13 protein-coding genes and 1 pseudogene are annotated in these 22,627 nt (G+C 62.3%); 4 read left to right on the top strand and 10 right to left on the bottom strand.

Translation table 11 applies throughout. The annotated features are described in order from the left end of the window. Positions 1 to 1,131: 1,131 nt before the first annotated feature. Together NKJ57_RS30910 and NKJ57_RS30905 are read left to right on the top strand one after the other, a co-directional pair. A pseudogene (locus NKJ57_RS30910) lies at positions 1,132 to 1,625 on the top strand (thermonuclease family protein); the annotation flags it as partial. 30 nt (positions 1,626 to 1,655) lie between these two features. Beyond that, positions 1,656 to 1,808: an excalibur calcium-binding domain-containing protein gene (locus tag NKJ57_RS30905; RefSeq protein ID WP_488377213.1), complete on the top strand. Its 153-nt coding sequence runs from the start codon at positions 1,656 to 1,658 to the stop codon at positions 1,806 to 1,808. A 537-nt stretch (positions 1,809 to 2,345) separates the two neighbouring features. Here NKJ57_RS30905 and NKJ57_RS18505 read toward each other — a convergent pair. From NKJ57_RS18505 to NKJ57_RS18490, 4 genes are read right to left on the bottom strand one after another with little or no spacing between them, the layout of a single operon-like run. Beyond that, the gene (locus NKJ57_RS18505; protein ID WP_352512053.1) at positions 2,346 to 5,318 is read right to left on the bottom strand and encodes a pentapeptide repeat-containing protein; all 2,973 of its coding nucleotides are present in this window, start codon (positions 5,316 to 5,318) and stop codon (positions 2,346 to 2,348) included. Continuing rightward, complete coding sequence (locus NKJ57_RS18500; RefSeq protein WP_352512054.1) at positions 5,318 to 6,634, bottom strand: effector-associated domain EAD1-containing protein; 1,317 nt, start codon at positions 6,632 to 6,634, stop codon at positions 5,318 to 5,320. The genes NKJ57_RS18505 and NKJ57_RS18500 overlap by 1 nt, the downstream gene beginning before the upstream one ends. 4 nt (positions 6,635 to 6,638) lie before the next feature. Next, positions 6,639 to 7,727, bottom strand: a complete 1,089-nt coding sequence (locus NKJ57_RS18495) for a trypsin-like peptidase domain-containing protein (RefSeq protein ID WP_352512056.1) — start codon at positions 7,725 to 7,727, stop codon at positions 6,639 to 6,641. 10 nt (positions 7,728 to 7,737) lie between these two features. Beyond that, the gene (locus NKJ57_RS18490) at positions 7,738 to 9,993 is read right to left on the bottom strand and encodes a metallophosphoesterase (RefSeq protein ID WP_352512117.1); all 2,256 of its coding nucleotides are present in this window, start codon (positions 9,991 to 9,993) and stop codon (positions 7,738 to 7,740) included. A 51-nt stretch (positions 9,994 to 10,044) separates the two neighbouring features. On the opposite strand from NKJ57_RS18490, the gene NKJ57_RS18485 reads away from it, so the two are divergent. After that, positions 10,045 to 10,362 carry a hypothetical protein gene (locus tag NKJ57_RS18485; protein WP_352512124.1) on the top strand — a complete coding sequence of 106 codons (318 nt, stop codon included), beginning with the start codon at positions 10,045 to 10,047 and terminating at the stop codon, positions 10,360 to 10,362. Between the two features lie 1,651 nt (positions 10,363 to 12,013). Here NKJ57_RS18485 and NKJ57_RS18480 read toward each other — a convergent pair. The 6 genes from NKJ57_RS18480 to NKJ57_RS18455 form a co-directional block, all read right to left on the bottom strand. After that, the gene (locus NKJ57_RS18480) at positions 12,014 to 13,078 is read right to left on the bottom strand and encodes a caspase family protein (protein ID WP_352512057.1); all 1,065 of its coding nucleotides are present in this window, start codon (positions 13,076 to 13,078) and stop codon (positions 12,014 to 12,016) included. Between the two features lie 31 nt (positions 13,079 to 13,109). Further along, the gene (locus NKJ57_RS18475) at positions 13,110 to 15,587 is read right to left on the bottom strand and encodes a GAP1-N1 domain-containing protein (protein WP_352512058.1); all 2,478 of its coding nucleotides are present in this window, start codon (positions 15,585 to 15,587) and stop codon (positions 13,110 to 13,112) included. An 18-nt stretch (positions 15,588 to 15,605) separates the two neighbouring features. Beyond that, a complete protein-coding gene (locus tag NKJ57_RS18470; protein ID WP_352512060.1) occupies positions 15,606 to 16,436 on the bottom strand; it encodes a TRAFAC clade GTPase domain-containing protein in 831 nt (276 codons plus the stop codon). Then, positions 16,433 to 17,401 carry a TRAFAC clade GTPase domain-containing protein gene (locus NKJ57_RS18465; protein WP_352512061.1) on the bottom strand — a complete coding sequence of 323 codons (969 nt, stop codon included), beginning with the start codon at positions 17,399 to 17,401 and terminating at the stop codon, positions 16,433 to 16,435. Before NKJ57_RS18465 ends, NKJ57_RS18470 begins: the two co-directional genes overlap by 4 nt. Before the next feature lie 3 nt (positions 17,402 to 17,404). Next, entirely contained in the window at positions 17,405 to 18,745 is a 1,341-nt protein-coding gene (locus NKJ57_RS18460) for a GTPase-associated system all-helical protein GASH (RefSeq protein WP_352512063.1), read from the bottom strand. A 933-nt stretch (positions 18,746 to 19,678) separates the two neighbouring features. After that, on the bottom strand, positions 19,679 to 21,838 hold the full coding sequence (locus NKJ57_RS18455; protein ID WP_352512064.1) for a hypothetical protein: 2,160 nt from the start codon (positions 21,836 to 21,838) through the stop codon (positions 19,679 to 19,681). A 301-nt stretch (positions 21,839 to 22,139) separates the two neighbouring features. On the opposite strand from NKJ57_RS18455, the gene NKJ57_RS18450 reads away from it, so the two are divergent. After that, positions 22,140 to 22,499, top strand: a complete 360-nt coding sequence (locus NKJ57_RS18450) for a hypothetical protein (RefSeq protein ID WP_352512065.1) — start codon at positions 22,140 to 22,142, stop codon at positions 22,497 to 22,499. Positions 22,500 to 22,627: the final 128 nt, after the last annotated feature.

Genomic DNA, 22,627 nt, shown 5'->3' with positions numbered 1-22,627 from the left:
CTTGGTCGCCCGACGGTGGGCTCGCACCGACCGGGGCAGGTGATGCGAGCCCGGCCGAGTCTTGCGGGACCTCGACCAGCAGCGAACACCCACTCGCTGCCGTGCTATCAACAAGCCCCCAAATTTCAGGTTCCGCTAACGTACAAAAAAGCCCACGACCGTTCAGGTAGTGGGCAGTTTTGGGAGACACTGAATGGGAACAGTGCGACTGCCCGAGTGTTTCGAGGCGACGATGTTCCAGGGGGATCACAGAATCTGCGTTCGATCTAGATTTAGAGTTTTGGACGTACCTGCTGAGGGCATTGCTGCGTTCAAAGCTGCCTTTGCCAAGGGCGTCTATTTAAACAGCCACATCCGCAATCGTTATGCATTCCCGCTCGAGTAAGGGAAGGCAGGAAGCTCATCGGCCGATTGACATAAGCGGTCCCAAGGGGGAAAGCCCGACCGTTGCCGTCTCGACATCGGCAGGGATCCGCACTGGGTAATCCCTGTTTCGTTTAGGTGTTGCCTCGAGTGGAACAACCACAAGCGCAGCTCGCTAAGCTGCGCCGGAATTCTGCTGCGCATTGCCGGCTTTGCTCAGCACAGAGTGTATCATTTTAGCACAATCTCCAATTGGTAGACTCGCGTGAAGCAAAGGCCGTTAATCTCGCCCGCAAGGCCCAAGGGAGGGAAAAGGCCAAAGGGAGGAAAAACGATGTCCGTGAAAACAGAAGACTATCGAACGAACAGAGCCGACTATGCGATCGCCGCACATGGCGGAAAGACCGCCGATGATGACGACCGCGAAGAGTTGGCGGCAAAAAAGAGGTCGCTGTGGCTAACAGATCGGCGAACCACCAGATTGACCGCAAACCCGTCCGAAAGCTTGCCAGGACCGAAAGCCAGGTTGCGGGCTAGTTAGCGCATTCCCGACCCTGCGGAGCCGGCCGGCTGGACTCCAAACGATAACAGTAGCATCCTCTCCTCAGGGAGAGGGGTTTGGACAAATACCGATACGACAATCGGTCGGGCCAATGGGGCAAGCGGACCGCCGCTAAGCTGCGGGGTGCACGCCAATTGGCTGGCATTCCGAAGCGCCTGATTTTCGTCACGGTGGCTGCAATGTCCGCCTTCGTGACGCAGTTCGTCCTGCACAGCAGCCGTGCACCCCAGATCCATCTTTCGAGCCAGATCAGCCTTAGCCCAGGGCTGATCGCGGGCGTTGCGTCGGTCATCGACGGCGATACGATCGAGATCCGCGGCCAGCGTATCCGCTTTAACGGCATAGACGCGCCCGAAGCCGGCAGCTTTGTAACAACGCGAGCGGCGCCGACTATCCGTGCGGCCGGCGATCGGCCCAAGCGTTAGATGCCTTCCTGGCCGCCTCGAGACCGACCGACTGCACATTCGTGACTTGGGACCGATATCAACGCTTTGTCGGTGACTGCCTGCGCGCTGACGGCGCCAGCGTGGCCGCCTGGATGGTCGAGAGTGGCCAAGCGCTGGATTGGCCGCGCTACAGCCACGGTGCCTATTCAGAGCAGCAGGCGACCGCAGAGGCGGCAAAGGTCGGTTTGTGGGGCGGGACGTTTCAGGCGCCCTGGGATTGGCGCGCAGCGCACGCCGAAGGCGGGGCGCCGTCGAGCCAGCCGCTTGGCCTCGTCAGCCGTAAGCTGGTCGCGCAGAGCGGCTATTCATGTGAGCCGCGGCGGACCTGCTCGCAGATCGCTTCCTGCGACGAATCCAACTGGTATCTCCAAAACTGCTCGTGGGGCGGGAAGCTCGACCGCGACAAGGACGGCGTTCCTTGTGAATCGCAGTGCTAAGGGGGCCTCATGACGATCGACGCGGCTAGTGTCTGATTGTTTCCCTTCCACCGCTCAGATCTAGGCTCTCAGGGGAGCACCATTCAGCGGGTCTTATTTATGTTGAAGGCGGATCGATCCCGAAAATCGCACAAGTCTAAAGGGCTCTCAAACTCATTCAGGTTCTGTTCAGCCAACAGAGAGTAGTCGTAGGTTCGTCAAGGTAAGGCGCTCTGTCATGGTTTGGAATTGCCGAACCGCGACAACTCGGATATTCTATTTTGCTGAGGATCCCATGATGACCGTTTCACGAGCTCACAAAACTCTGATGGTTCTAAGACTTGCGGTGATCTGTTCGCTTGCGTTCACGTCCGCCATGGTCCCCGTTTCGGCCAGGGCTGAGGCTTGTGGGGCGGCTGGCTGCAGCACTCAGCTCTAAAAGTGACGATTTCAATCGCGGACGACAGCTCGCGAAATTGGCTTGTTCCGCCCTCACCGTTCTGCCTTGCGGCCGGTACAACTGCGACATTGCCAAGCTCCATGTACGTTGCGCGCTGATCAGTTGGGTCGGCCGAGGGTCTTGCTTACCATCGGGCAAGGATCAGGCACGGGCACGGGCACGAGCACTCTTTCATGGGTCGGAGAATAGATTAGTTCCCCTTTTTCCGAGGTGATCCCTTTGATGAGCTTCTGCGCTTCATCACAGCGCCCAAGGCTCGCAAGAACCAGCGCATAATGATACCTGGCTGATGGGGCGATACCTTCATCCCCCGCGTCTCCAATAAAGCTATAGTCTCTTTCCGCGTCCGTAAGCTTGCCCCGTTGCAGATCGATATAACCGAGCGTGTCGCCAATCACTAGGTCCTTACTATCATGGAGCTCCCATGCTTCAGCGGCAAACCCACGTGCTTTTTCCAGCTGAACCCCATACGTGGCTTGAAGCCATGCCCACTCGTTGAGAGCTGTCCCTAGTTTATTAGTCCTAGTCCTCTTTTCGAAGGACGGCGGATCGTTGGCTAATGCCCGAGCTTGCTCAATCTCAAGATCGAGCCTGAGGCTTTCAGAAATGTATCTTCGTCCCACGGAAGCAAGATCGCGATTGTAGGTAAGCGGCGCAATGCTTTGCTTGCCCCAATTGGCCAACCACCAAGTGGTCGTGAGGGAGTCCGTGAACAGCGGTAGGGAGCTTTGGCTGAAATCGGTGTTGGTAAGATCGGCGCCCGTGAAAACCGCTTTTTGAATCTTCGATTCCTTAAAGGTCGCGCCAGTCAAGTTTGCACCGGAGAAATCAATACCCCCTGCAAAATCGGTATTGGCGAATTTCGCGTCTCGCAAATCGGCGTTTTCAAAGCTAACATTATCGATGAAGCAATGTGAAAAATCGGTCCTTACGAGGATCGCTTCAGCGAATGATGTTCGACCATAGTCGCCTCGTAGCGTTGACAGTAGTCTACAATTGCTTGATTTCGCTTCTAGATCGCCAAATTTCACTTCTACTAAGAGCGCCCCAAAAAATCGCCCGTCCTCAATGGTAGCGCCAGAAAAAGTAGCTTTCACTGGAGCGGTCGGGTCTTTACCTTTGAGCCTCTGCATGTAAGGCCGTTTAAGGGTTGCCTCGCTAAAATCGAGCGCGAAATCCAATGTTTGATTTGTCAAAACCAGCTCATTTATGGTGTAACCCGCCAAACGGCTTGTCATGTGCCTATCGTGGTTCTCCTTTGCAAGTTCCTTAAGCTGATCTATTTTTTCTGGACTAACCTTCGGATTATGTGGGTCGAAGGCATTAGAAGGGGATTTCGTAATAAATGTTTCGACCAGATTGCGAGTCTTAATATAGTTATACCTACCGTTGAGAGGCGGGTACCACCATGGAATGGTCGCGAGCACAAGCAAAACCAGTAGCCCGGAAAGCACCCCGATGCGGGTGCGGCGAAGGAACCTTTGCCGCTGGAGATAGGCGTCGCTTGCCGCGATCAGGTCAATCAGTTCCGGCGCCTCCGAGGCGTATTGGCGCGCCTCGTCGACTGAAGCTTGGTCGGTAATGAGGTAGCCATGGCGACGGCCGGAGGACTGCCAGAGCCGCGCCGCGGCAACGAGGGTCGTCCGTCGTTCAGTGCCTCGGCGCTCCTTGACCAGCCAACTGACCAGCAAGCCCCAGCGATACATCAGGGCGTCGTGGACGACGGTGATCGTGTCGTTGGTCCCGAAGGCGGAGCTAGCGTGCAATACACCAGCTTGCTCGAAAGCAGCGAGCGCGTTGCCTGCGCCACGCTCCTCCAATACCGCGCGGCTCTCGCGGCGGCTGCGTACGGTGCCTGCGCCGGGGTCGTCAAGGCTTGGGAGCGTCAAGGCCAGGAACATCTTATGTGCCGCGTTCTGGTCTTCCGGACCGAGCGCGGCGTAGGTTGCCTCGGCGACACGCGTTAGCGCGTCGTAAGGTCGCCCGAGTTTGCGGTAGGACTCCCCCGTAACGCGGCCGCCGGCGCTCATTTGCCACAGCTGCATTAGCATAAACTGCATCAGCGCCAGCGCCCCGACATCACCCTGCAATTCGCGCGCTAGATCGGCGACGACGCCGGATTCGAAGGTAACGCCGACGGACGCGGCCGAAAGCTCGATGGCCCGTTGCAACTCCGACGCAGTGGGCGGCGGCGGCGTAAAGCGCGAAGTGTTGGCGAACGGCGCGAATGCTGTGAGCGCCAAGACCTGTTTCGCCCATTCGTCGCGCAGGATCAGGATCGCGTCGTTGCGTCGTCCGTCTGCGCCCGGAATGCACAGCGCACCGACGGCCGCAGCGAAGGCCTCGCGCTTTGCTTGATCGTGGCACCCCGTGAACAGTTCCTCGACATTGTCGACCGCTAGCACGCCACGCCTGTCGCCGCAGGCGATATCAAAGCGGGCGCGGAACTGCTGCGGCGATGCTGCGATCTCGGACGTCGTCGCCCCGGGGACACAGGCGGCAAGCGCGGCCAGCGGGTCGGCACCTAGCGCGTCGATTCGGAAGACGCAACGCGTCTCGCTCGAATGTTCGAGTTGCCACAGCACCCCACCGTCAACGAGCGCGGAACGCCCACTGCCCGGCGGCCCGACGACGAAGACGATGCCGCTCTTCTCGATCAGCTTGAGCGTTTCGGCGATGGCGTCTTCGCGGCCGGGCAGGCGCGCATCCCGAGCTCGCCAGATAGCGCCCAGGCTGCGGAACGGGTTGCCGCTGCCGGCGATCTTTTCGGCAAGCACTTTTTGCGAGTCGCCGGGCTGGTAAGGACGCAGCACCGGCCGCTCGCGCAGCCAGCGCTTCTCGTCGAGCGCTGCGAACCGCGAATGCCAGTAGTCGAGCATGTTCTGCGCACTCGCGCGCTCGTCCTCGTCGCCAAGCCCAGTGCCGAGCGCCACGACCTCGTCGATGAAGATGCGGATGTCCGAGTCCACTGTATCGAAGGTCTCCGGACGGCGGGACAGTCGCATAAGTGCGCGATTGCGCCGCGCGACATCGGAAAGTCCTCCCAAGAGGTCGGCTGAGGATTCTTCCATCACGGACCTTCCTGGGCGATCGCGGCGACGGGCCCGCTGATTATAGGGATTTCCTCGCACAGTTCGAGTAGCGCGGCGTCCACCTCGAAGAACTGGTCGAGCGCAGCCTTCCGGAACCGCCTATAAGGGTCGCTTGACTGTTCGATGACGTCCTCTACGGCCGCAGCGAGCAGGGTGTCGATCGCATTTCCAAGACCACTCGTTTCCACCGCCCAAGCCGCCCCTGGGTCGGCATTCCACAACTGGACCATCCCGTCCTTCCCGTTCTGCCAATAGGCCTCAAAATCATCGCGCGACCCCAGGCTGCCGCGCTCGACGATATCGTCCATCTGCCAGAGTTCGCGCTCGACATCTTGCCACCGATCGTGCTCGCGCACGCGCCGCCCCAGCCGCTGGCGCAGATCATCGACTGACTCGGCACCGGTCGTGAGCGCCCTCTTGGTAGGTTCATCGAGGACCGCGCTCGCAAGCGCACCGGCGAGCACCGCGCCGAGCGCGTCGAGCGGCAAATCCTTCGCCTCCTCGCGCATTTCCCGGTTGATGATGGGGGGCGCATCTTTCACAATGAGGCGGATCGCGAGCGCTCCTCGCAGGGCGGCCCGGTCATCAAGATTGTCGAGCCCGGCGTCGACACGAGCGAGCGCATCCTTGAAATCATCGATCCACTTCTTCTGTTCCTGATGCTTGTTCTCAAGTGGCTTCAACGGCGAGAGAGTGGTCTCGGCCTTACGGGCACCCTGCTTGAACCGCGCGGTCTTAGCGCGCAGGTCCGACATTACTGTCGGATCATCCCGCACCGAACGCGCCAAGCGCAGGAAGTCCGCGAGGTCGTAGACTTGTATGTTCTGCAGCATGTCGTGCAGATTCTTGTAGGCACGCAGACGCACAAGCCCCTGGTCGAGCGCGCGCAGATTGATCTTCTGCGGGCCGATGGCCGCGGCAATCGGCGCCTCATGCTTGCGTGCGCCGAGAAATTCGAGCGCCTTGACCAGCTCTCCCACCCGGGGCCCGACCGGGTCCTCATCCAGCATTGCTCCGGAACAACGAAGCTTGATCTCGGCGATTAACACATAGTTCTGAGGGCGGCTCTTGCGCGCGGCGCGCAGAAAGCGCGTCACCCAGCCGCGCTCTTTGAGACCAACAAGGAGCTGTCGCGCGAAGACGTTCAGCGGCGGGCCTTGCCCGACGATCTTGTAGATGTTGATGTCCAGCCCCGTTAGCGCCATGTCGTAGAGATCGTCTTCCGACGCGAACGCTGTGACCAGCGCGTCGCGTAGCGCGTCGATCGCCGCATCGTCGAACGCAGGATCCGCCATCGCGTTACCCCGCCGTCAGATGCGGCGTCACGCGGTTAGCAATCAGGCCGATGGGCACGCCTTGATTGTAGCCGGGTGAGCGCCAGTTCGGATCGCCGAGATGGTGCAGCGCGAGCAGTGTCCAGTCCATGTCGAAGCAGGGTGACCCCGACGAACCATGCTCGGTGTTGGTTGCGTAGCGCACGCGTGTGCCGTTGGCGTTGACTGCGATAATCGCATCGGTGTCGAGGGCGAAGCTGACCGGTTCGGAATCCGGATGCTGGACGATGATTAGCGCGCCATGCGCTGGCAGAGGCGGTTGTAGCCCCGGCATCGGCACGAAGCCGCGCGGACCGGCGGTTGGTGTTGCGACAGGTTGCGCGCCGATCGGCTCGGCGAGACGCAGCAGGGCGAAATCGAGCTCGTTGAGTCCAGGCATTGTCGCCTCCGGCGTGTCGTCGAGTTCGGCCTGCGTCGGCGGGGACTTGTCGACGAGCCAGCCATCGCCGGCCGCGAGCGCGACAGCGCGGCCCTGCTGCACCGTTCCGTCGGCGAGGCGCTTGTAGTCGAATACACATTTCACGCTGGTGGCGGCGCCTGGCTCGGCAATGACCGAGGTCAACACATGATAATTAGTGAGTACCAGATCTGGTCCAACGAGAAAACCTGTGCCCTTCGGCGTCGGGCCGATATCGACGCGGCAAACGCGCGCCTGCGCCTGCGCCTCGCCGACTCGCCAAAGCTCCATGTTAAGAATCTTGAGCCTCGGCTTCACCACGGCTTCAAGCGCAGCGCCAGCCGGCCCCGCCGTCGTCGTTCGTAAGCTTGCCTGCAAAGTCGTCGGCGGGCGCGCGCCATAGAGCTTGTCGAGGCACTGCCAAACTTCGACGCGCGAGCGCTCTGCATATGCCTCGCGCACGAGATCGGTCACAATTCCGCGATTGTTAAAATATTCAACAAGATGGAGAGCACGATTGTTCAGATTGCCTTGGGCAATGATCACGTCGAGTTTTAAGTCAAACTTGATCAAGATGAATTCACCGAGATCATTCTCGGTGAAGGTCGCAACTATAGCGTCCCGGACTTCGCCGATCTGTGGACCCGTCAACTGCATCGTCGCCCCCTCAAATCGCCTCGCCAAACATGCGGACAGCCACACCGTCGCGATCCTCGAAATACTCGGCGGTTCCCTTTCCGCCCTCCTTCAGCGTAAGAATTGCGAAGCCGTGCCGGTAGTACCTGCCGTCATGCGAAGCCTCCGTGCCAGCGATGATCTTCGGCGGGAAGCGCACTTCCTGCAACGGCTCGTAGGGGTCGTCCTCCACGAAGACCGGCACAGCGCTATGGCCGAGGCAGCGCCCGCGCTCCAACCCGGAAAAACGCTCGTAGATGCCCAGATTGTGCTCGTGCCCCCAGTACCAAGCTGCGACGCGGCTGCGGGCATCGCCGAATCCGTCGAACATAGCGAGGAGCGCGGGGTTCACCGGGTTCGCCTGGCCGCGTTCGTCCTTCGGCCCGATGCGCGAGAAGGCCGAAAAGAGCTGGTGGTGCGACATTAGTATCGTGCGTCCGCCGAACTCGTCGATGCGCCGCTTCAGCCACGACTGCTCGTCCGCCTCAATAAACGTCACGACATTTTCGACGTCGACCGGGCTGTAGTCGTGTTGGCCAGTGTCCATCGCCAGAAGCTGCCAACTCGAATCCGCTCCGCGCAGGCAGAAGAAGCTCGCAGGCTGCACGTAGGGCGCACGGTTGAGGCGTGCGATCAGGCCGTAAAATCCGACGCCGCCGCAATACATGTCGTGATTGCCGGCAAGCGTGAAGACCGGGATGCGAGTCTCCTTCGGCCCAAATGCCGTTTCCATCTCCTTCTCGAACTTGATGGCGCACTCCTCCGGCGTGCCGGAATAGTAGATGTCGCCGAGATGGATCAGCATGTCGGGGTTTTGCGCCTTGACAAGGTTGAGCAATCGCCGGGCCGGTTCTGCGCCCGTGCCCCAGTCGCCGATCATCCCGACGCGACAACCGGTCTGCATCGACATCACCGCCTCGCCGGCTTGCTCTGGGGTCACATAAGCAGGCATCGGGCGCTCGCCAAACATGCCGAAATACTTGCGATACTCGTTGATCGTCGTCGCCCAGCCCGGATCGCACTTCCCAGCCTCCATTTCCGCCTTCAGGCGTTCGAGCTCAGCCCCATCGCCTAACACTTTCGCACGCAGCATTTGCATAGCCAGCGAGGCGCAGCGCTTGCCGTATTCGACCGGTGTGAGCGACTCAAGCGCGCGCCTCTCGGCGGGAACTTCCGTCAGTCGCGCGTATCGCGTCGCAGCGACGCTTTCGGCGGCGAGGATGATCGCGGCATTGGGAGGAGCCGCCAGACCTTCGACGGTCGTCGCCTTGCGCGCTACCTCCTCGGCAATCGATTGGTAAAGCGACAGGAAGGGATCGCGGAAGGTTAGCGGGCCTTCGGAGAGCGCTTTTATGTCGCGAGGCGCCTTCGGCAATCTCGGAGCCGCCAGCGAAACGACATCGGCGAACTTCTCGGTCCTTGCCGTGGCGCGCGTCGTCACGTCCGCCGTGGGGTCGCCCAGGGCGACGGTGATCTGTAGTGGAACTGTCACGGTTACCGCACCGCCGGCCGGCTGGGGTGCGAGTAGTGGCGACTGCGGCGGGGCGGAAGGCGCCCCACCGCTTGGCGCCTTCTCAGGGCCGCCCACATCGCTCATTGTCCACCACCGCCGATAGATGTCGCCGCCGTGGGTGGCCGGGGGCTGGAAATTCACGCCGGCGTCTATGACGCGCGGGTCCTTCGCGAGGTCGGCCGTCGGCACCGCGTAATTAGCTTCGAGGTACCGGCCCGCAAAATGCAGCGCAACGATTTGACCACTTGCGATGTGGATGACAGCCGAGCCGGAATTGCCACCAAGCGTCGAGGCGTCGTGCGTCGCAGCGTCGACCTCCTTACCAAAGCTCTCGACGCGGGTGCGCGGCTTGAGAAAGCCGGGCTGAAGGCGCTTGACGTTGAAGACGCCGCCGAACACGGCGTTCTGCACGTCGGCGTTGTTACGTGGATCGAAAGCGGGATAGCCGACGACTGCCACCTCAGTCGCCTTCACGCCCTCGGCGAGATAGTCCTCCGGCGCGCGGACCGACAGTTCCATTGCGCCGTGGCCATTGCCGAAGCCCTCGACCTCGAGGATCGCCATGTCCCAATAGGGATGGATCATCACGACCCGGCGGACGTCGATGCGCACCGCTTTCTCAGCTGGCGTGTTGCGCTCTTGCAGGAAATCGACCCCGGCTTTTCCACCAGGCCGGAAATCTGCACGTGTACCGAGCCCGGCTGCGAAGATCTCGGCAACATGCCGATTCGTCATCAGGAGCTTTGAACCGACTACGAAGCCGGTGCCGCCATAGGGAAGAAACGGATGCTCAGGCAGCTCGATACGGCCAATCGAAGAAAACCGCTTGCTAAGCCGGGTCTTTACGTCGTCGGCATTGAGATCCAGCCAGAGTTCGTGCGCGACCGTATAGGTACCGTTTTCGATGAAAACAGCCGGCCGCTTGTCGGGAAAAACGATCGCCTCAAGCGCGAAACGCTCATGCGGTGCGAGCGGCTTGCGTCGCGCGAGCTTGACGACTGCTCTGCGGGCGGTGTCGCGCTGCGGTTTCGTCCCGATCGTCTCGGGCACCATCTCCGCCGCCCTTTCGGTACTTTCGAGCGCGCCGCCTTGTCCGATACTTGATAGATAGAGTCGTACCTTTTCGTCGTCAGCCATGGCTCACTCCTGAGTATAGGCTGCGGATTTGTTGAATCGCCCGCCGCGGCGAGCCATTCTCGAACAGCAGCGTCCCGCTCGCGGAATGCCAAGGAACAATCGAATCTTTCCGCTGCCAGAAGAGGGGTTGGATAAATTCTGCGAAGGCCAAATCAAAATGGGTCGGTAGACACCAAATGCAGGATGCGAGGATTTGGCTTGCGGCCGAAATCGTGGACTACTTTCCTCCCGAAAAACATCGCGCATGCGGGCCAGCGCCAGAATTCCACGCCCGATATTCGGAAAATACCCTTTTCGGGACCGCCAATAGATGAGAAAAATGTGCGATGGAAATGCTAGAAAGGCTTGAAAATAAAAAGCAATACTCGAATATCCAAGTCGGATTCTTGAACCAAATTCGTTCCGGAATGTACTGAAATCCAATGCCTCTGAAAACATTGCGCCACCGAAACGCTAGATGAAGGAATGCGATTAACGTATCTTGAAACTTTCTGTCCTGCAAGAGAAGTGATAGCGTCAAGTATACTTTTGAAATAGTTTTCGTGCGTTGGATACAAGGGTGACGATGCCGGGACCACGGAAGCTACCCTCCAGCGCTAACCCGAGCATTCAACCCCGCCTATTGGAGTGCAAGATGGCCTGCATGTGCTCTTCAAGGGTCGAGCGCGTCCCGCGCCTCAACTGTCAGCAGGTACTCGGCCTTGGCTCAGCGGTCTTCCCGGCCAATCCGATGATGTAAGCAAATGGTCAGCAGTGCTTCCTGTTCATTCCGGCCCCCCCCCTTCTGCGGTCGTGGCAGTTGCTGCCCGCTCGGACAACTCCCGTGGATATCGCGGTGACCTCATGGGGTTTTGATCTGCGCCTGCAGTCCCCTTAAAGTACCTTCTCTCCAGCAAACCCAGGTCCAACGACGGTCGCAACGGGGTGAAGGCAAGAAGCGTACGCCGAAGTCCGGCAGCGATCGTGTCCTTGCCTATGATGAGTTCGGCACAATCACAGCACTGGTGCAGCGGCCCGCGGCGGCGCCCCGAAACGCGATCACATAGTCTGCTGACAAAACGTATCCGCCCGCAGTTGCTTCTACGGCCTGTGGCTGAACAATTGAAGCCCAGAAAACTCGCCGGTTGGAAGGGCTCACAATCAACCTCCCGCCCCTTCTGCCGACAAACTCGGCGTTGGTTCCCCCATGCCTTCCGGCGGCGATCTCATCCGCGTTGTGTGGTCAAACTCTACCAACTGCCCGCCGACGGCCGTGATGGATGGGATGCTTCCGTTTCGGCTCAAAGTCACAACGAGCACTTTGCACCAGGAGCGCCTGTTCCCGGACGCCTCTTTCGGCTGTGCTTTGGCAAATAGCTGCAATTAGATGCTGGAAGGAACCACCGCTTTTGACCCCACGTCGATTGCTTTCTTCAGTTGTGTCGTAGTTGATGATTTACCGCGCCATCCTCTGTCTCTTTCCTCCAAGGCTACTCGCCGCCGCCAATAGACAGGTAAAAAAAAACGGCGAGGCGATCATGCTCGTGGTATTTCCCGCCAACTGCGTCGTTTGCTTGAGCATGTCTGAAGCTGAACTTCTGTCGTCCTGCCTAACGACATTGGCTCGAGGCCGAGCGGATTAGCGCAACGCCTTGAGCTCGCGGTGGGCAGGGAATTCGTCCAGCGCCGCGTCGATCAGGCCCTCGCGCGAAATGCTGCCGCCACCGCCCAGGGAGATCAGGCGGAGCGCGGCGAACCACTGCGCTCGTCCGTTGCCGCTCAGCCTAAGGCGCGAGACGTCGCCGCCCGCTCGCAGCCAGATGTCCTGGTCCGTCGGGCCGAGCGGGAAGAGGTCCGGCATGATCTGCTCAAGGTCTCGGTGGCGCTGATTGACGCCCGGCGAAGCCGACTTGGTGCCGCCGAGCGCGAGTGCGACGGGGAAGTTCTCCTCAAGGTCGCTAGCCTTGAACACTGGGTGCTGTCTTCCCGGGACGGACTGCCTGACTGTCTCGGACACGTGGTTGAACAGGTCAAACACCCGGATGGTTCCGTCGCTCGCGGCGGTGGCAGCGCCCTTGAGGCCGGAGAGCATTGCGGTCGTGAACACGCTGTTCCGCTCACTTCTGAGCACCAGAGAAGTCTCGGTCGCGCGCGACGACGCGAGCACAACCCGGCCGGTCCCCCGCGCCAGTTTCCGCAGCGACTTCTCGTTGAACCCTTCGCCGATCCCGTCCTCCCCATCCTCGCCCAGGCCTGACTTGAGCGTGGCGGTGCCGGCGGCATGGCACGCGTCGACGACCAGGATCACCCGCGGCGCTTTGATGGCGGCGATCGCGGCGGACAGCTCGGCCTCGCCGAGCGACGTTCCTGCGACGTCCGTGAGCTTGCAATCGTAGGGGACGAGCGCGCTCGTCGCCTCGGCGCCACTGCCGATGCGCGCCCCGTGGCCCGAGAAGAAGATCGCGACAGTGCCGTCGGCGGTCGCGGTCGCCGCGAGGTCGGCAAGCGCTTTGCGGATGTTTTGGAGCGTAGACGCGTCGTCGGTGAGGACAGTGACGTTGGCCTCCGGATAGCCGCAGTACGCGGACGACTTGAGGGTCTCGGCGGTGTCGAGCGCGTCATTGAGCACCGCGGCGGGAAGACCACCGACCGCCTCATAGTTGGCAACGCCAATAATCAGCGCTCGGCCTTGGTCGAATTTCATCAAGGACTCCATCGGTGTCTTCCGCCGCAACTCAGTTCCGGAACAGCGGGTCGTTGGCCATTAGCTTAAGGTTTGGATTATCGGGGAAGTCAGCGCGCATCTGCTGGATCAGCCACGAGACGCGGGGTTGCCTCCCGTTTTGGATGTCGCGAATCGCACCACGCCAACGCTCCTTGCCGGTACCGTGGTGACGAAGGTCGGCGTCCCGTCCGCCGGACCGTTCCCACAGCGCGTCCTGGTCCGGCCCGTTCGGAAAGAGTTCGGCGGCGAGCTCGGTAAGCACGTCCCACTTCTCACTGGCGCTGACGGGCGAGAGCCCGAGGAACCAGCGCTCGACGATGCCGATCAGGCCAAGGCAGTGGCGGAGGACCGGCGCGACGTCGTTCCGGCCGGCCTGGTAGATCGAGATCAGGTCGTCGACGATGTCACTTCGTCCGCGCGATGCGAGGGCCCGTCCGAGCAGGTCGGCATCGCGAGGGGTGATCGACCGAACCGCGCGGACCGCGGTCGAGACCCACCGCCGGAAGCGCGGGTGGTCGAGCCCGCCGAGTCCGTCAATCACGTGGAGACCTTCCGCGAGCCTCCCGCCCGCGAGGCGAGCAAGGAGCTGATCGAGCCGCGGATCGCGGACGATCCGTTCAACCAGTTCAGGCTCGATCACGGTGCTCGGCTGACCAGATCCCGCGCTCGCGAACCAGGCGTCAGTCGTCGCCGCGAGTAACCGTTCCCGGGTGGCCGTCGGTACCTTATCCCAGATCTTGCTCCTCCGCGGGTAAGTCGTCAGATCTGCAAGCGGCGATGCGGACAGGAGGTGGAGGAGTTCCGCCGGCGGCCTGCCTCCATCGATCTGCTCGTCGAGAACCTGGTTGAACGCCTTCCGCGGGTCCTCAGGCCCGCGCCACGCTCCCATGTCAGCCTTGAGTGCTGCCACCCAAATGCGCCGGTTAGGGGCGGTTGACATGTCCCGCGTTCGCAAGAGCGTCGGGTCCTTCGCCACCGCCTCGCCCGCGATCGTGAGCAACCGGGCGTCGGGAACGCTGTCCACGGCGTCGAGGATATCGCCGGGCTTCGCGCGGCGCATCGCGAGCCGCATCGCGGTGACATCGGCACCCGGTTCCACGGCGCTCTGGGCGCTCGCCGCGTCAGTGGGCTTCATGCTCGCCGCGGCCGCGATGGCGTGCAGCCGAAAGAGCTTGTGCTTCGCGGCAGCAGCGATGATCGGCTTCGCGGTGGCCGTGTCCAGGTCTGTCGGGGCCGCGGCCTCAAGCGCGTCCAGTCCCTTCCGGTCGCTCGCGACCAGCGCTACGAGCGGCGGGGAGACGCGGTGCTCGGCCTTCGCCCAGCGCCAGAATCCAGCGGCAAACTGGCCACCCGTCGCAACGGCCGAGCGGTCCAGGCCCCGCCTCGCGGCCTGGCGCCAGGGTAAAATGGCATCGTCGGCAAGCAGCGCGTCGCCGACGATGGCCACTATGTCGGCATCGTCTGAAGGAAGATAGTTGTTTTGTTCGAACCATAGCTCGAGCGCCTGCCAGACCAGGACGCTCGTCTCGAGACCCGGGAGCGTGAGGTTGCGCAGCGTCAGGATCTCCGATGGCTGAGCCGTCGGGAGTACTTCGACGAGACGCTCGACGATGGTGCGTTTCTCGACCTCACCCCGCTTGGGATCCGGCGAGAGCCGCTCGATCAACCGGGCAGCCGAGACAAGCCGCGCGACGGTGTTGGGCGTCGCGGACGCGATGGCGTGCGCCTGCTCGAGCAGCTGTAGCTCCTGGAAATCGTCAAGGTTCGCGCCGATCCTGTCGCCAAACTCCCGCAGCTCGGCGCCGTTGGCCGAGCCGTCGATGATTCCAGCGGCCTGGGGCCGCTCGGCGCCGCTCCGGCCAACGATCCGCTGCTGTTGTTGCCACCGCCCGACGAGGGAGGCTGGCGTGCAGACGATCGTCGGCTCCGGCTTTTCAGCCACATCCTTCGGTCCGAAGCTCAGCCGGAAGTAGAGCTTGCGCCGCAGGGCGGGCCACAGGCGTCCCCACAGCGCGACGATGAGCGTCTCAAAGCCGTCCGATCCGATGCGCACCACCGGGCCGGAGCCGCGGGTGACAAGCGCCTGCGCCGTGTCCGCAAGATCGGATGTCGCGGGCGGGATTCCCGGTACCGGAGTCACCTCAAGCGCCTCGACGGCTGCCGGTGCCGCGTCGAACGACGTGATGAGGTGCGCGAGCAGCGGGCGGAGGTCGTCCAACGCGGCGATCTCGTCCAGATCGCAGATCAGCGCGTGGGTGACTACCATGCCGGACCGGCCAACCGACGGATCGCTGAACGTCCGAGCGACAACGTACCAATCGCGTACGGCGAACCCCGACGTGACGGGCGACCAGTCGGCGCCTTGGGGCTCCGTGTCCGGCAGGTCTAGGCGCTGCGCCAGCTCGCCTGCGAGCTTGCGGTCGCCGCTCGCGTACCTCAGGGCGTGCCCAAGTTTGACGGTGCCGTAGATCGCCTGGTCGACGCGCATCCTCCGCTTCCCGTCCGCTTAGGCGCCGGCGTCGAGCAGGCGGTAGATCGGCAAGGCAAGGTCGCTGCTCTTCGTGCCGCTCGCCTCGACAACGTAGCCGAAGTGCTCGGGACCCTTACTGGCGTATTCAATGTCGCGAGTCGTGGGGCTGAGCGGGCGTTCGAGCGCGGAGAGGCCCATGATCAGCGGCTGCCGCCAGTTCGATTGCACGAACGCCGAAACGAGCGGCAGTCGCGCTTCCAGAGCCTCCGGCGGGGTTTGTGAGATCCCCGCCTCATCCCAGCAGGTGAGGAGGACGCCGAGGCGGGGGAGGCTGTGCGACGTGGACGTGGACCGATGGGAGAAGATGAGCATTTGGAGCAGCTCCACCAGCCTGGCTTGGTCGGAGGGATGGACCTCCCTGTTCTCGACCGAAACGCCCTTCAGATCCGCCAGTGGCTTGGAGAACATGTCGTCCCCGACGCTCGTCTGTTGGAGCCGGATAAGCAGCAGCCACGCGTCGGCCTCGTCGATGCGCTTTTGCCATGGGTTGGGGAGTCGCCGGTTCTCGATCACGGACTTGATCTGCTCGCCGCCATATTCAGGCCAGACCAGGTCGGCCTCGCGGCCGTTGGCATCAACTATCGGCCAGACGCTGTCGACGTTGACGGACCGTGCGGTGTGACCTGCGGCCCGCCCCTCGTCGAGGCTCTCGAGCGCGGCCTCGAAGGCCTCAAGGTTGGTGGCCGCGCCATTCATGCGCAGCGCTCCCGGGATCCGCATGAGGCGGCGGAGGAGCTGTGCCCCGTAGTGCGTTTTGCCGACGCCACTTTCGCCGATGAGGAGGATCGAGTTGGACGTCTGGATCACGGCTTCCTATTCCCGTGGATGAACAGGGGGTCGTCGGATGTTGATGGCGGCGGCGGCAGCCGTACGCCGAGCCGTCTGACGCCAATCGCCCACTGGAGGAGCTCTACCAGCCCAGCGCCCTTGTTCAGCAGCGGATCGCCGTCGGACGCCCCGACCACGCTGACCGAGTGCTCGACCACGTCGGACATCGCGTCGGTGACGGCACCGCGGACGGCCTCCTCCATCTCCGGAGGAATGTCAACGTCGGACTTGGTCCACACGAGAGCGACGGGACGGCCGTCCCGTTCCGCGCCAAGGCGCTTCGCGATGCGCTGCAGCGAGCCGCGCGCCGTGCCCATCGATTCGCCGGCGAGCGCATCGCGGTCGGCCACGATCATGAAGGCGTCCGCGTTATCCGACACCCAGCGCGCGCCTGCCCCCTCCTCAGAATCCCTGTTGATAGCCCATCGCTGAAACCATTCGCCCGGCGCGTCGGAGAAGAGGTAGTCGATCGGCCGGCCGCCGTTCTCGTCGCGAAACGTCAAGTGCAGGAGCCCAGGCGCCCTTCCGCCGCGACTAGTCGTGTGGGCGGGGAAGCGCGGCGGCTGCCCCGGCGCCCACCGCATCGAACCCGCGACCGCCTCCCACCCGGAGAGCGTGTAGGATCCGGCGAACAGATGGCCCTTGGTGCCGGCCAGGCCTCGACCGAGCAGGAGGTACCATGCCGCGAGCAGGGTCGTCTTGCCAGCGTTCTGCGGCCCCACGACGCCGATGACGATGGGCTTGCCGCGCCCCGACACGAATCCTAGGTCCGCGAGGCCAAACGCGCTGCCGGACCACGGCATCAGCATCTCGCCCGAGAGGTCTTCGTCGGCTGTGTCGGTTACCTTGGCGCCATGCCAGATCGGGCACTTCGACAGGTCCGTGTGGCCGAGGTCGCAGCCGGTGTCGGGGACGAAGCACGTCGCCTGCGCGCACTTCTCCAAGGGTCAGCCCTTTTTCGCGGAGCGACGCTTGGCAGGCGAGGCGTCTGTGGCCGCCTTCGAGGCCTGGAGCTCTCGGAAGAGCCATCCTGCCCACGCCATTGCGTCGAGCTCGGAACTGGCCGGGACGCCGGTCAGCCGCTGGAAGTAGTCCGCGTTCCGTGCGCCGGTGTGCGCAGGGTGGCCGATCAGGGCAAGCAGTGGCCCGCGCCCGTCCGGCGCCGCCGCGAGGTTACCGGCGGCGGCTCGGAGCGAGGCGAGTCCGTCGTGGTCCTGGGCTTCAGCGACGAGGTCCCTCACGGGCCGCCTCCCGCCTTCCGCAGCACCCTTCAGGCGGAGGACCGTCTCGCTCAGGAACGCCGACACGCTCGCCGGCGAGAACAGCGGGACCGTTTCGAACAGGTCGAGCGCCATGAGCGCGGCGGCGACCGAGGGCGGAAGTTCACGGTAGCTTTTACCGGCCGAGGGCGAGTACAGCGCCTCGCGCCACCAGAGAAGATTGGTGCGGCGCTGGAGCCCGGCGGTGGCGGCGCTGATCAACTTTAGCGTGTCGTCAACGTAGCCGGAGACCGCTGTGGCCAACTTGCTGAAAGGCTCGGCCATGTCCGGTTGGCTGACTTCAATCTCGGACATGGCGGCGTTGATCGCAGCGGCGATCGCCGTCCCCGACCGCTTCCCGAATTCGTAGTTCCACTGCTGTTGCTGTTGCGGCCAGTGCGGATTGCCACCTGTCGCGACGCCACCTTGCTGAGGGTGGTGATACGACGGGCCAGCGGCCGCGGTCATGGCGTTCTGCAGGTCGGTCTGGGACGCCTCGCCGATCTTGACATCTGGTGCGGTCAGGGTCGGTACATGGTACTTCATCGGCTGGACTGATAAGGTCTCCGGCGTCGCCCACTCTTCTTCCGCCCGGGCGTCGACGCGGCGCTCGACCTGCTCGACGATCCCGACCCAGATGTCGCGCTCGTTATCGACGGGCAGAAGCGGGAGCGCATTGCGCGCCGACGCGATGAAGCACACGCCGACGCGGTCGTCCTCTGCGGCGGCATTGACCAGCGCGTCGAGCAAAATGGCGCGGATCACCGCGATCGGCGTCGCCGCGAAAGTGTTGCGGTAGGTTGTCCACCTGTTCTGGAGCGCTGCCAGCACCTCCTGGACCACGGGATCGTCCTCGGGCGCGTTGGGATCGAACGCGATTAGGGAGTAGCTCAGCGCTTTTGATGGGTTCTTTTTCAGCGCGTCGCCGAGGTCCTTTGCGGCCTGCGAGAGCTTATCCAGCTTGGTGTCATCCCCTCCGATGTCGATCAGCCCCTTGTTCAGGAACCCTTGAAGTATGGCGTTGTCCACGCATTCCCCCACCCTGTACCGATCTCACTTTCTCTTAGCGGACCGAGCGACCAAACCAATACGAAATTATCTTCTATCCCGAATTAAAAGAGGAGGATTGATTCGTTCCGGATCGCCTATCGGAATAAAGTCGTCTAGCATGCTGCCGGCGTGGGCCTCTAGCGAAAAGTCTAGTGTGCAGCGACCAAACCAGTCGGGCATGAGCCAGTAAGCGGCTGACAATCGCTAGACTTGTCGAATTCCGCTATCACGAAATCACCTGAGCACGTGTTTCGCGACTAGTCACCCAATTGCCGACGGTCAGGCGTGACCTAGGCTAGGGACTTTTTGTCGGCGATCAATTGACCGCCGAACGGCCGCAACGAGGCGCATTGCTGCCATTGGGAACGCAGATGATGAAGGTCACAGTTGAGTCGAACACCGCTTGCCGAAGCGATTTGGGTTGGGGGCAGAGAAGCGGTCCGGAAAGTCCTTTCACCTTAGATTATTGGGGCTCACCTCGCCCGTGCTCCCAGTGCGTGCTGGGAACCAAGATGTAACCCATCATGGCCGGCCTGCGCCGCCTTGACCGAACGCGCGGGCACCGTCCCGTCCAAGTAAGGCAGCACTGGAGGTGCTGACAACGTGACGGGGTCGCCGCAGGCTTCTCCGGCAGTGCTGGCACTCCCGACGCCACCCTAAGACGGCAAAGCAGATTGGTTGCGGCAGCTAGCCTTTCCTACTGAACCGTTCGCCCCCTTTGCGATCAGTTGGAGGCTCATTAGATTTTAGAGTACAGCCGTCGGCAAATGCGGCTGGCGACGTAAAGGCGAGGCTGTGGCCTTGGAATGCAGCGCCGCTTTAGGCAACCGCCAGCATGTCAACGGGTCCGGCGCTGTGGCCAGCACTGAGCAAGCCGCACATAGGTCGTGCTATGGTGAAATATGGCTTGTGCTATTTAGACTTCTCGTCGCCGGCGACGTTCTCCCTGGCGCCCGCTGCAACTGCGAGCAGTTTGTTCAGCTTTGCGTTCCATAGCGGCGTGTCGGCCTTCACGTTGCGCCCAAGCAGGTGCGACGCGAGTTCAGGGTCGAAGTGCATTCGCAAAACGATGTCGCGCACGGCAGCATCCTTGTTCGGCAGTGTCGCGACGAAGATGCGGACCGTTCGTAGGATGCTACCGCCTTTGAGAACGCCGAAGCGCGCCTTCAGACCGCCCTCGAGCAGGTTCCACGCCTCTTCGGATTTTTTGCGTTTGTAGAGCGACGCGGCACTGCCTGGGTGAGAGAGTTCCTTCTGCGGCTTCAGCAGTCTGTGTGCCTGCCTGAGCGTGTTCATCTCTTCGGGTGAGAAGACAGCAGCGAGAGTTGTTTCGTGCTCGTTGAAAAGGTTCTCGAGCTTGTTGAAGTCGATCGGCCGGGTGGCGTCGGACGTGCGCTGCACCGCCGGACTGCTGACTCGCTGAGCCAAATAGTCGACCACCGACGATTTGAGACCAGCAATCGCTCGCTTGTTTGTGCCGATCTCGCCGACCATCGACTTCATGGCATTGGCAGGGTCGCCGGACTGGAAGACGGAAGAAACCGCATTCACCGGATCCTTGCCGATCGCCAGTCCGAGAGCACCGCGGTTCTTTGTCGTGTCTGACAGGCGGGTCTCGGCATCCCTCACACCAGCCGCCAAGCTGCCCGCTCGCTCGGCGCCTCCGTTTACCGAGCCAATGAGGTTGTCGATCTCTGACTTGAAACCAGGCGCAGCATCAAGCGCATCGCCCCACTGATTGCGCCAGCGACGAAGTGCGTCCGGCCGAAACTGACTGGAGGCCGGATCGATAGCGCCGCTCTCAGCAAGATCTGCCACCAGGTAACGTCGGACCTCCACCTGGGCAGCAGCAGGATCCGGCACCGAGTTCAGTGCGCGTCGCAAGCTCTCGACCTTCTCTGGCTGGCCAGGTCGCAAGAAGCGATCCGCGGTTGCCGACGGCGGGGACAATGTCCGCGCGCCGCGATCTGCATTCACGTCGCGTCGGAAGCGTGTAGCTTCATCACCCGGGCCTCGGTTCCAGACCGGAGCGAATTCCTGGCTGTAAATTCGCTGCGCCTCGGCGGCACGGGCGCCGGCGGGAGTGCTCTCTGCAGCCAGCCGTTCAGTTTCTCGGTTCAGAGCCTGCTGAAGCGCCTGGACATTGTCGGCGAGTGCGAAGTCGCCGGCGGTCCGCGCCTTGGCGAGAGTGGCGGCGAGTTCGGGACGAAGCGCATTCAACTCGCCGAAGCTGATCGTGCCTGTGCCGCCAGCGTCGGGCGCCAAAGCGGCAATTCGGTCCAGCGTGCGCGTTGGAAGCACGCTGCCCGGATCGTTCAGCCGGCCCAGGCTCTGGCGGATCGATTGCGCGGCTTGGATGATCGGCGCCGCATCCCGGATCACTGTCCGTTCAGGATCAACTGAAGCGAAAGCAGCATTCTTGCGCTCCTGCATCGGGCGCAATGACTGATCGACGACGTGAGTGTCGAGATTGCGGCTCGCAGCCACTTTCTGACCGGCGCCGGCGGCGAACGGGGCGGCCGTAGTCTTCATCTGCTCGGCAGCGCCCTGCTCAGCAGACTTCGCAGTTGCCAGCTCCGCCTGCGCGGCCGCTTCCCGACTTTGTTGCATATTGGCCGCGGCGTCCGTGAAGTCCCGTGAGTTTGAACCGGGGGGCGCCATTTCGGAGACGATCTGCGAGGCGCGGGCGTTCGTTGCGCGGTCACGCTGGATAAATGGCTTCGGGTTCTTTGATCGCGCCTCGCGCTCCAAGAGCGTCAGGCCGACGTCCCCTGACAGCGCGCCGGTGGTCGGCAACTGTCCTTCGCTTGCAAACTGTCGAGCGTCCGCCGTCCCCTCCCGAATAGCGGCTGCTGCTTGGGTTGGGTTAGACGCCTGGGCTTGCACTGCCCTCGCCGCCTCGTCCATTTCCGAGCGGGAAAACCGGCGACCGGCATCCGCATAGACAGGGGCCGCAGGATCCGCCTTGCCGACAACAAGATCACGACCGACGGTCTCGGCGAGGTCTTTGGCGCCCGAGCCAACGCTGTGAACGCCGGCGCCGCCAATGCCGCCGATGAGCGCAGCCACCATCGGGCCGAACGAGCCGATGCAGCGACTCCCGGCACATAACGCTCGCTCTAGGAAATAATACCCAATTTGGAGCTGCAGGGCAAACGGTTTGTCGGAAATTCGACCGGTGAGATGGGGTTGTCGTTTTTGACCAACCGGTCAAACTTTCGATTGACGGAACGCTGGACGGAGAATCGTATGGGTTACAAGATACCCTCGCTGGCGCCGGTGCCGCAAACATCGCCGTGCGAGCGTCCAGCTAATTGGGGGTAGACGCAAAAGCCTCGCTCGATACGCCGGCTGCGCGCCGGCGTGAGGTGCATTGCATTTTGTGGGACAGCGTTGCTTTGATCGTGGGGATCACTGGGCTAGTCTGCTCGTTTTCGCCGGCGCGTTGGGTCACGTTTTGGCAAATTTAGCCGGCGCCCCGATCAAGCCATTCTGGCTCGTCACCATCTCGTTCTCCACCGTAATTGCCACGGCTCTTACCTGCGCAGGTGTTTATTTGAGCGCCAGGTACTGGCATGCGCTGAGTGCCGCCGAGGCTGCGAACTATGTGCTGGAAAGCTTCGAGAAGTTGATCGCAACCGCAATAGTCGGCAGCGGCATTATGGCGTCGCTAGTGGCGCATCCCGGAGTCACGGATCAGCTGCGTGAGCACCTGGATCGGCCAGCAGCCTAAATTGCCCCAGCCCTGACCACTCTTGCAAACTCCGGCGCGCTCCCGGGGAAACAAAGCCTGAGCCAGAGGGAGGAACAAACATTGGCATGTCCGGACGCGAACAACGAACACATCTATAAGGATGTGTT

It is taken from the genome of Mesorhizobium sp. M0077 (assembly GCF_040322955.1).
Lineage (GTDB): Bacteria > Pseudomonadota > Alphaproteobacteria > Rhizobiales > Rhizobiaceae > Mesorhizobium.
This window is presented reverse-complemented; position numbering and strand designations above follow the sequence as displayed.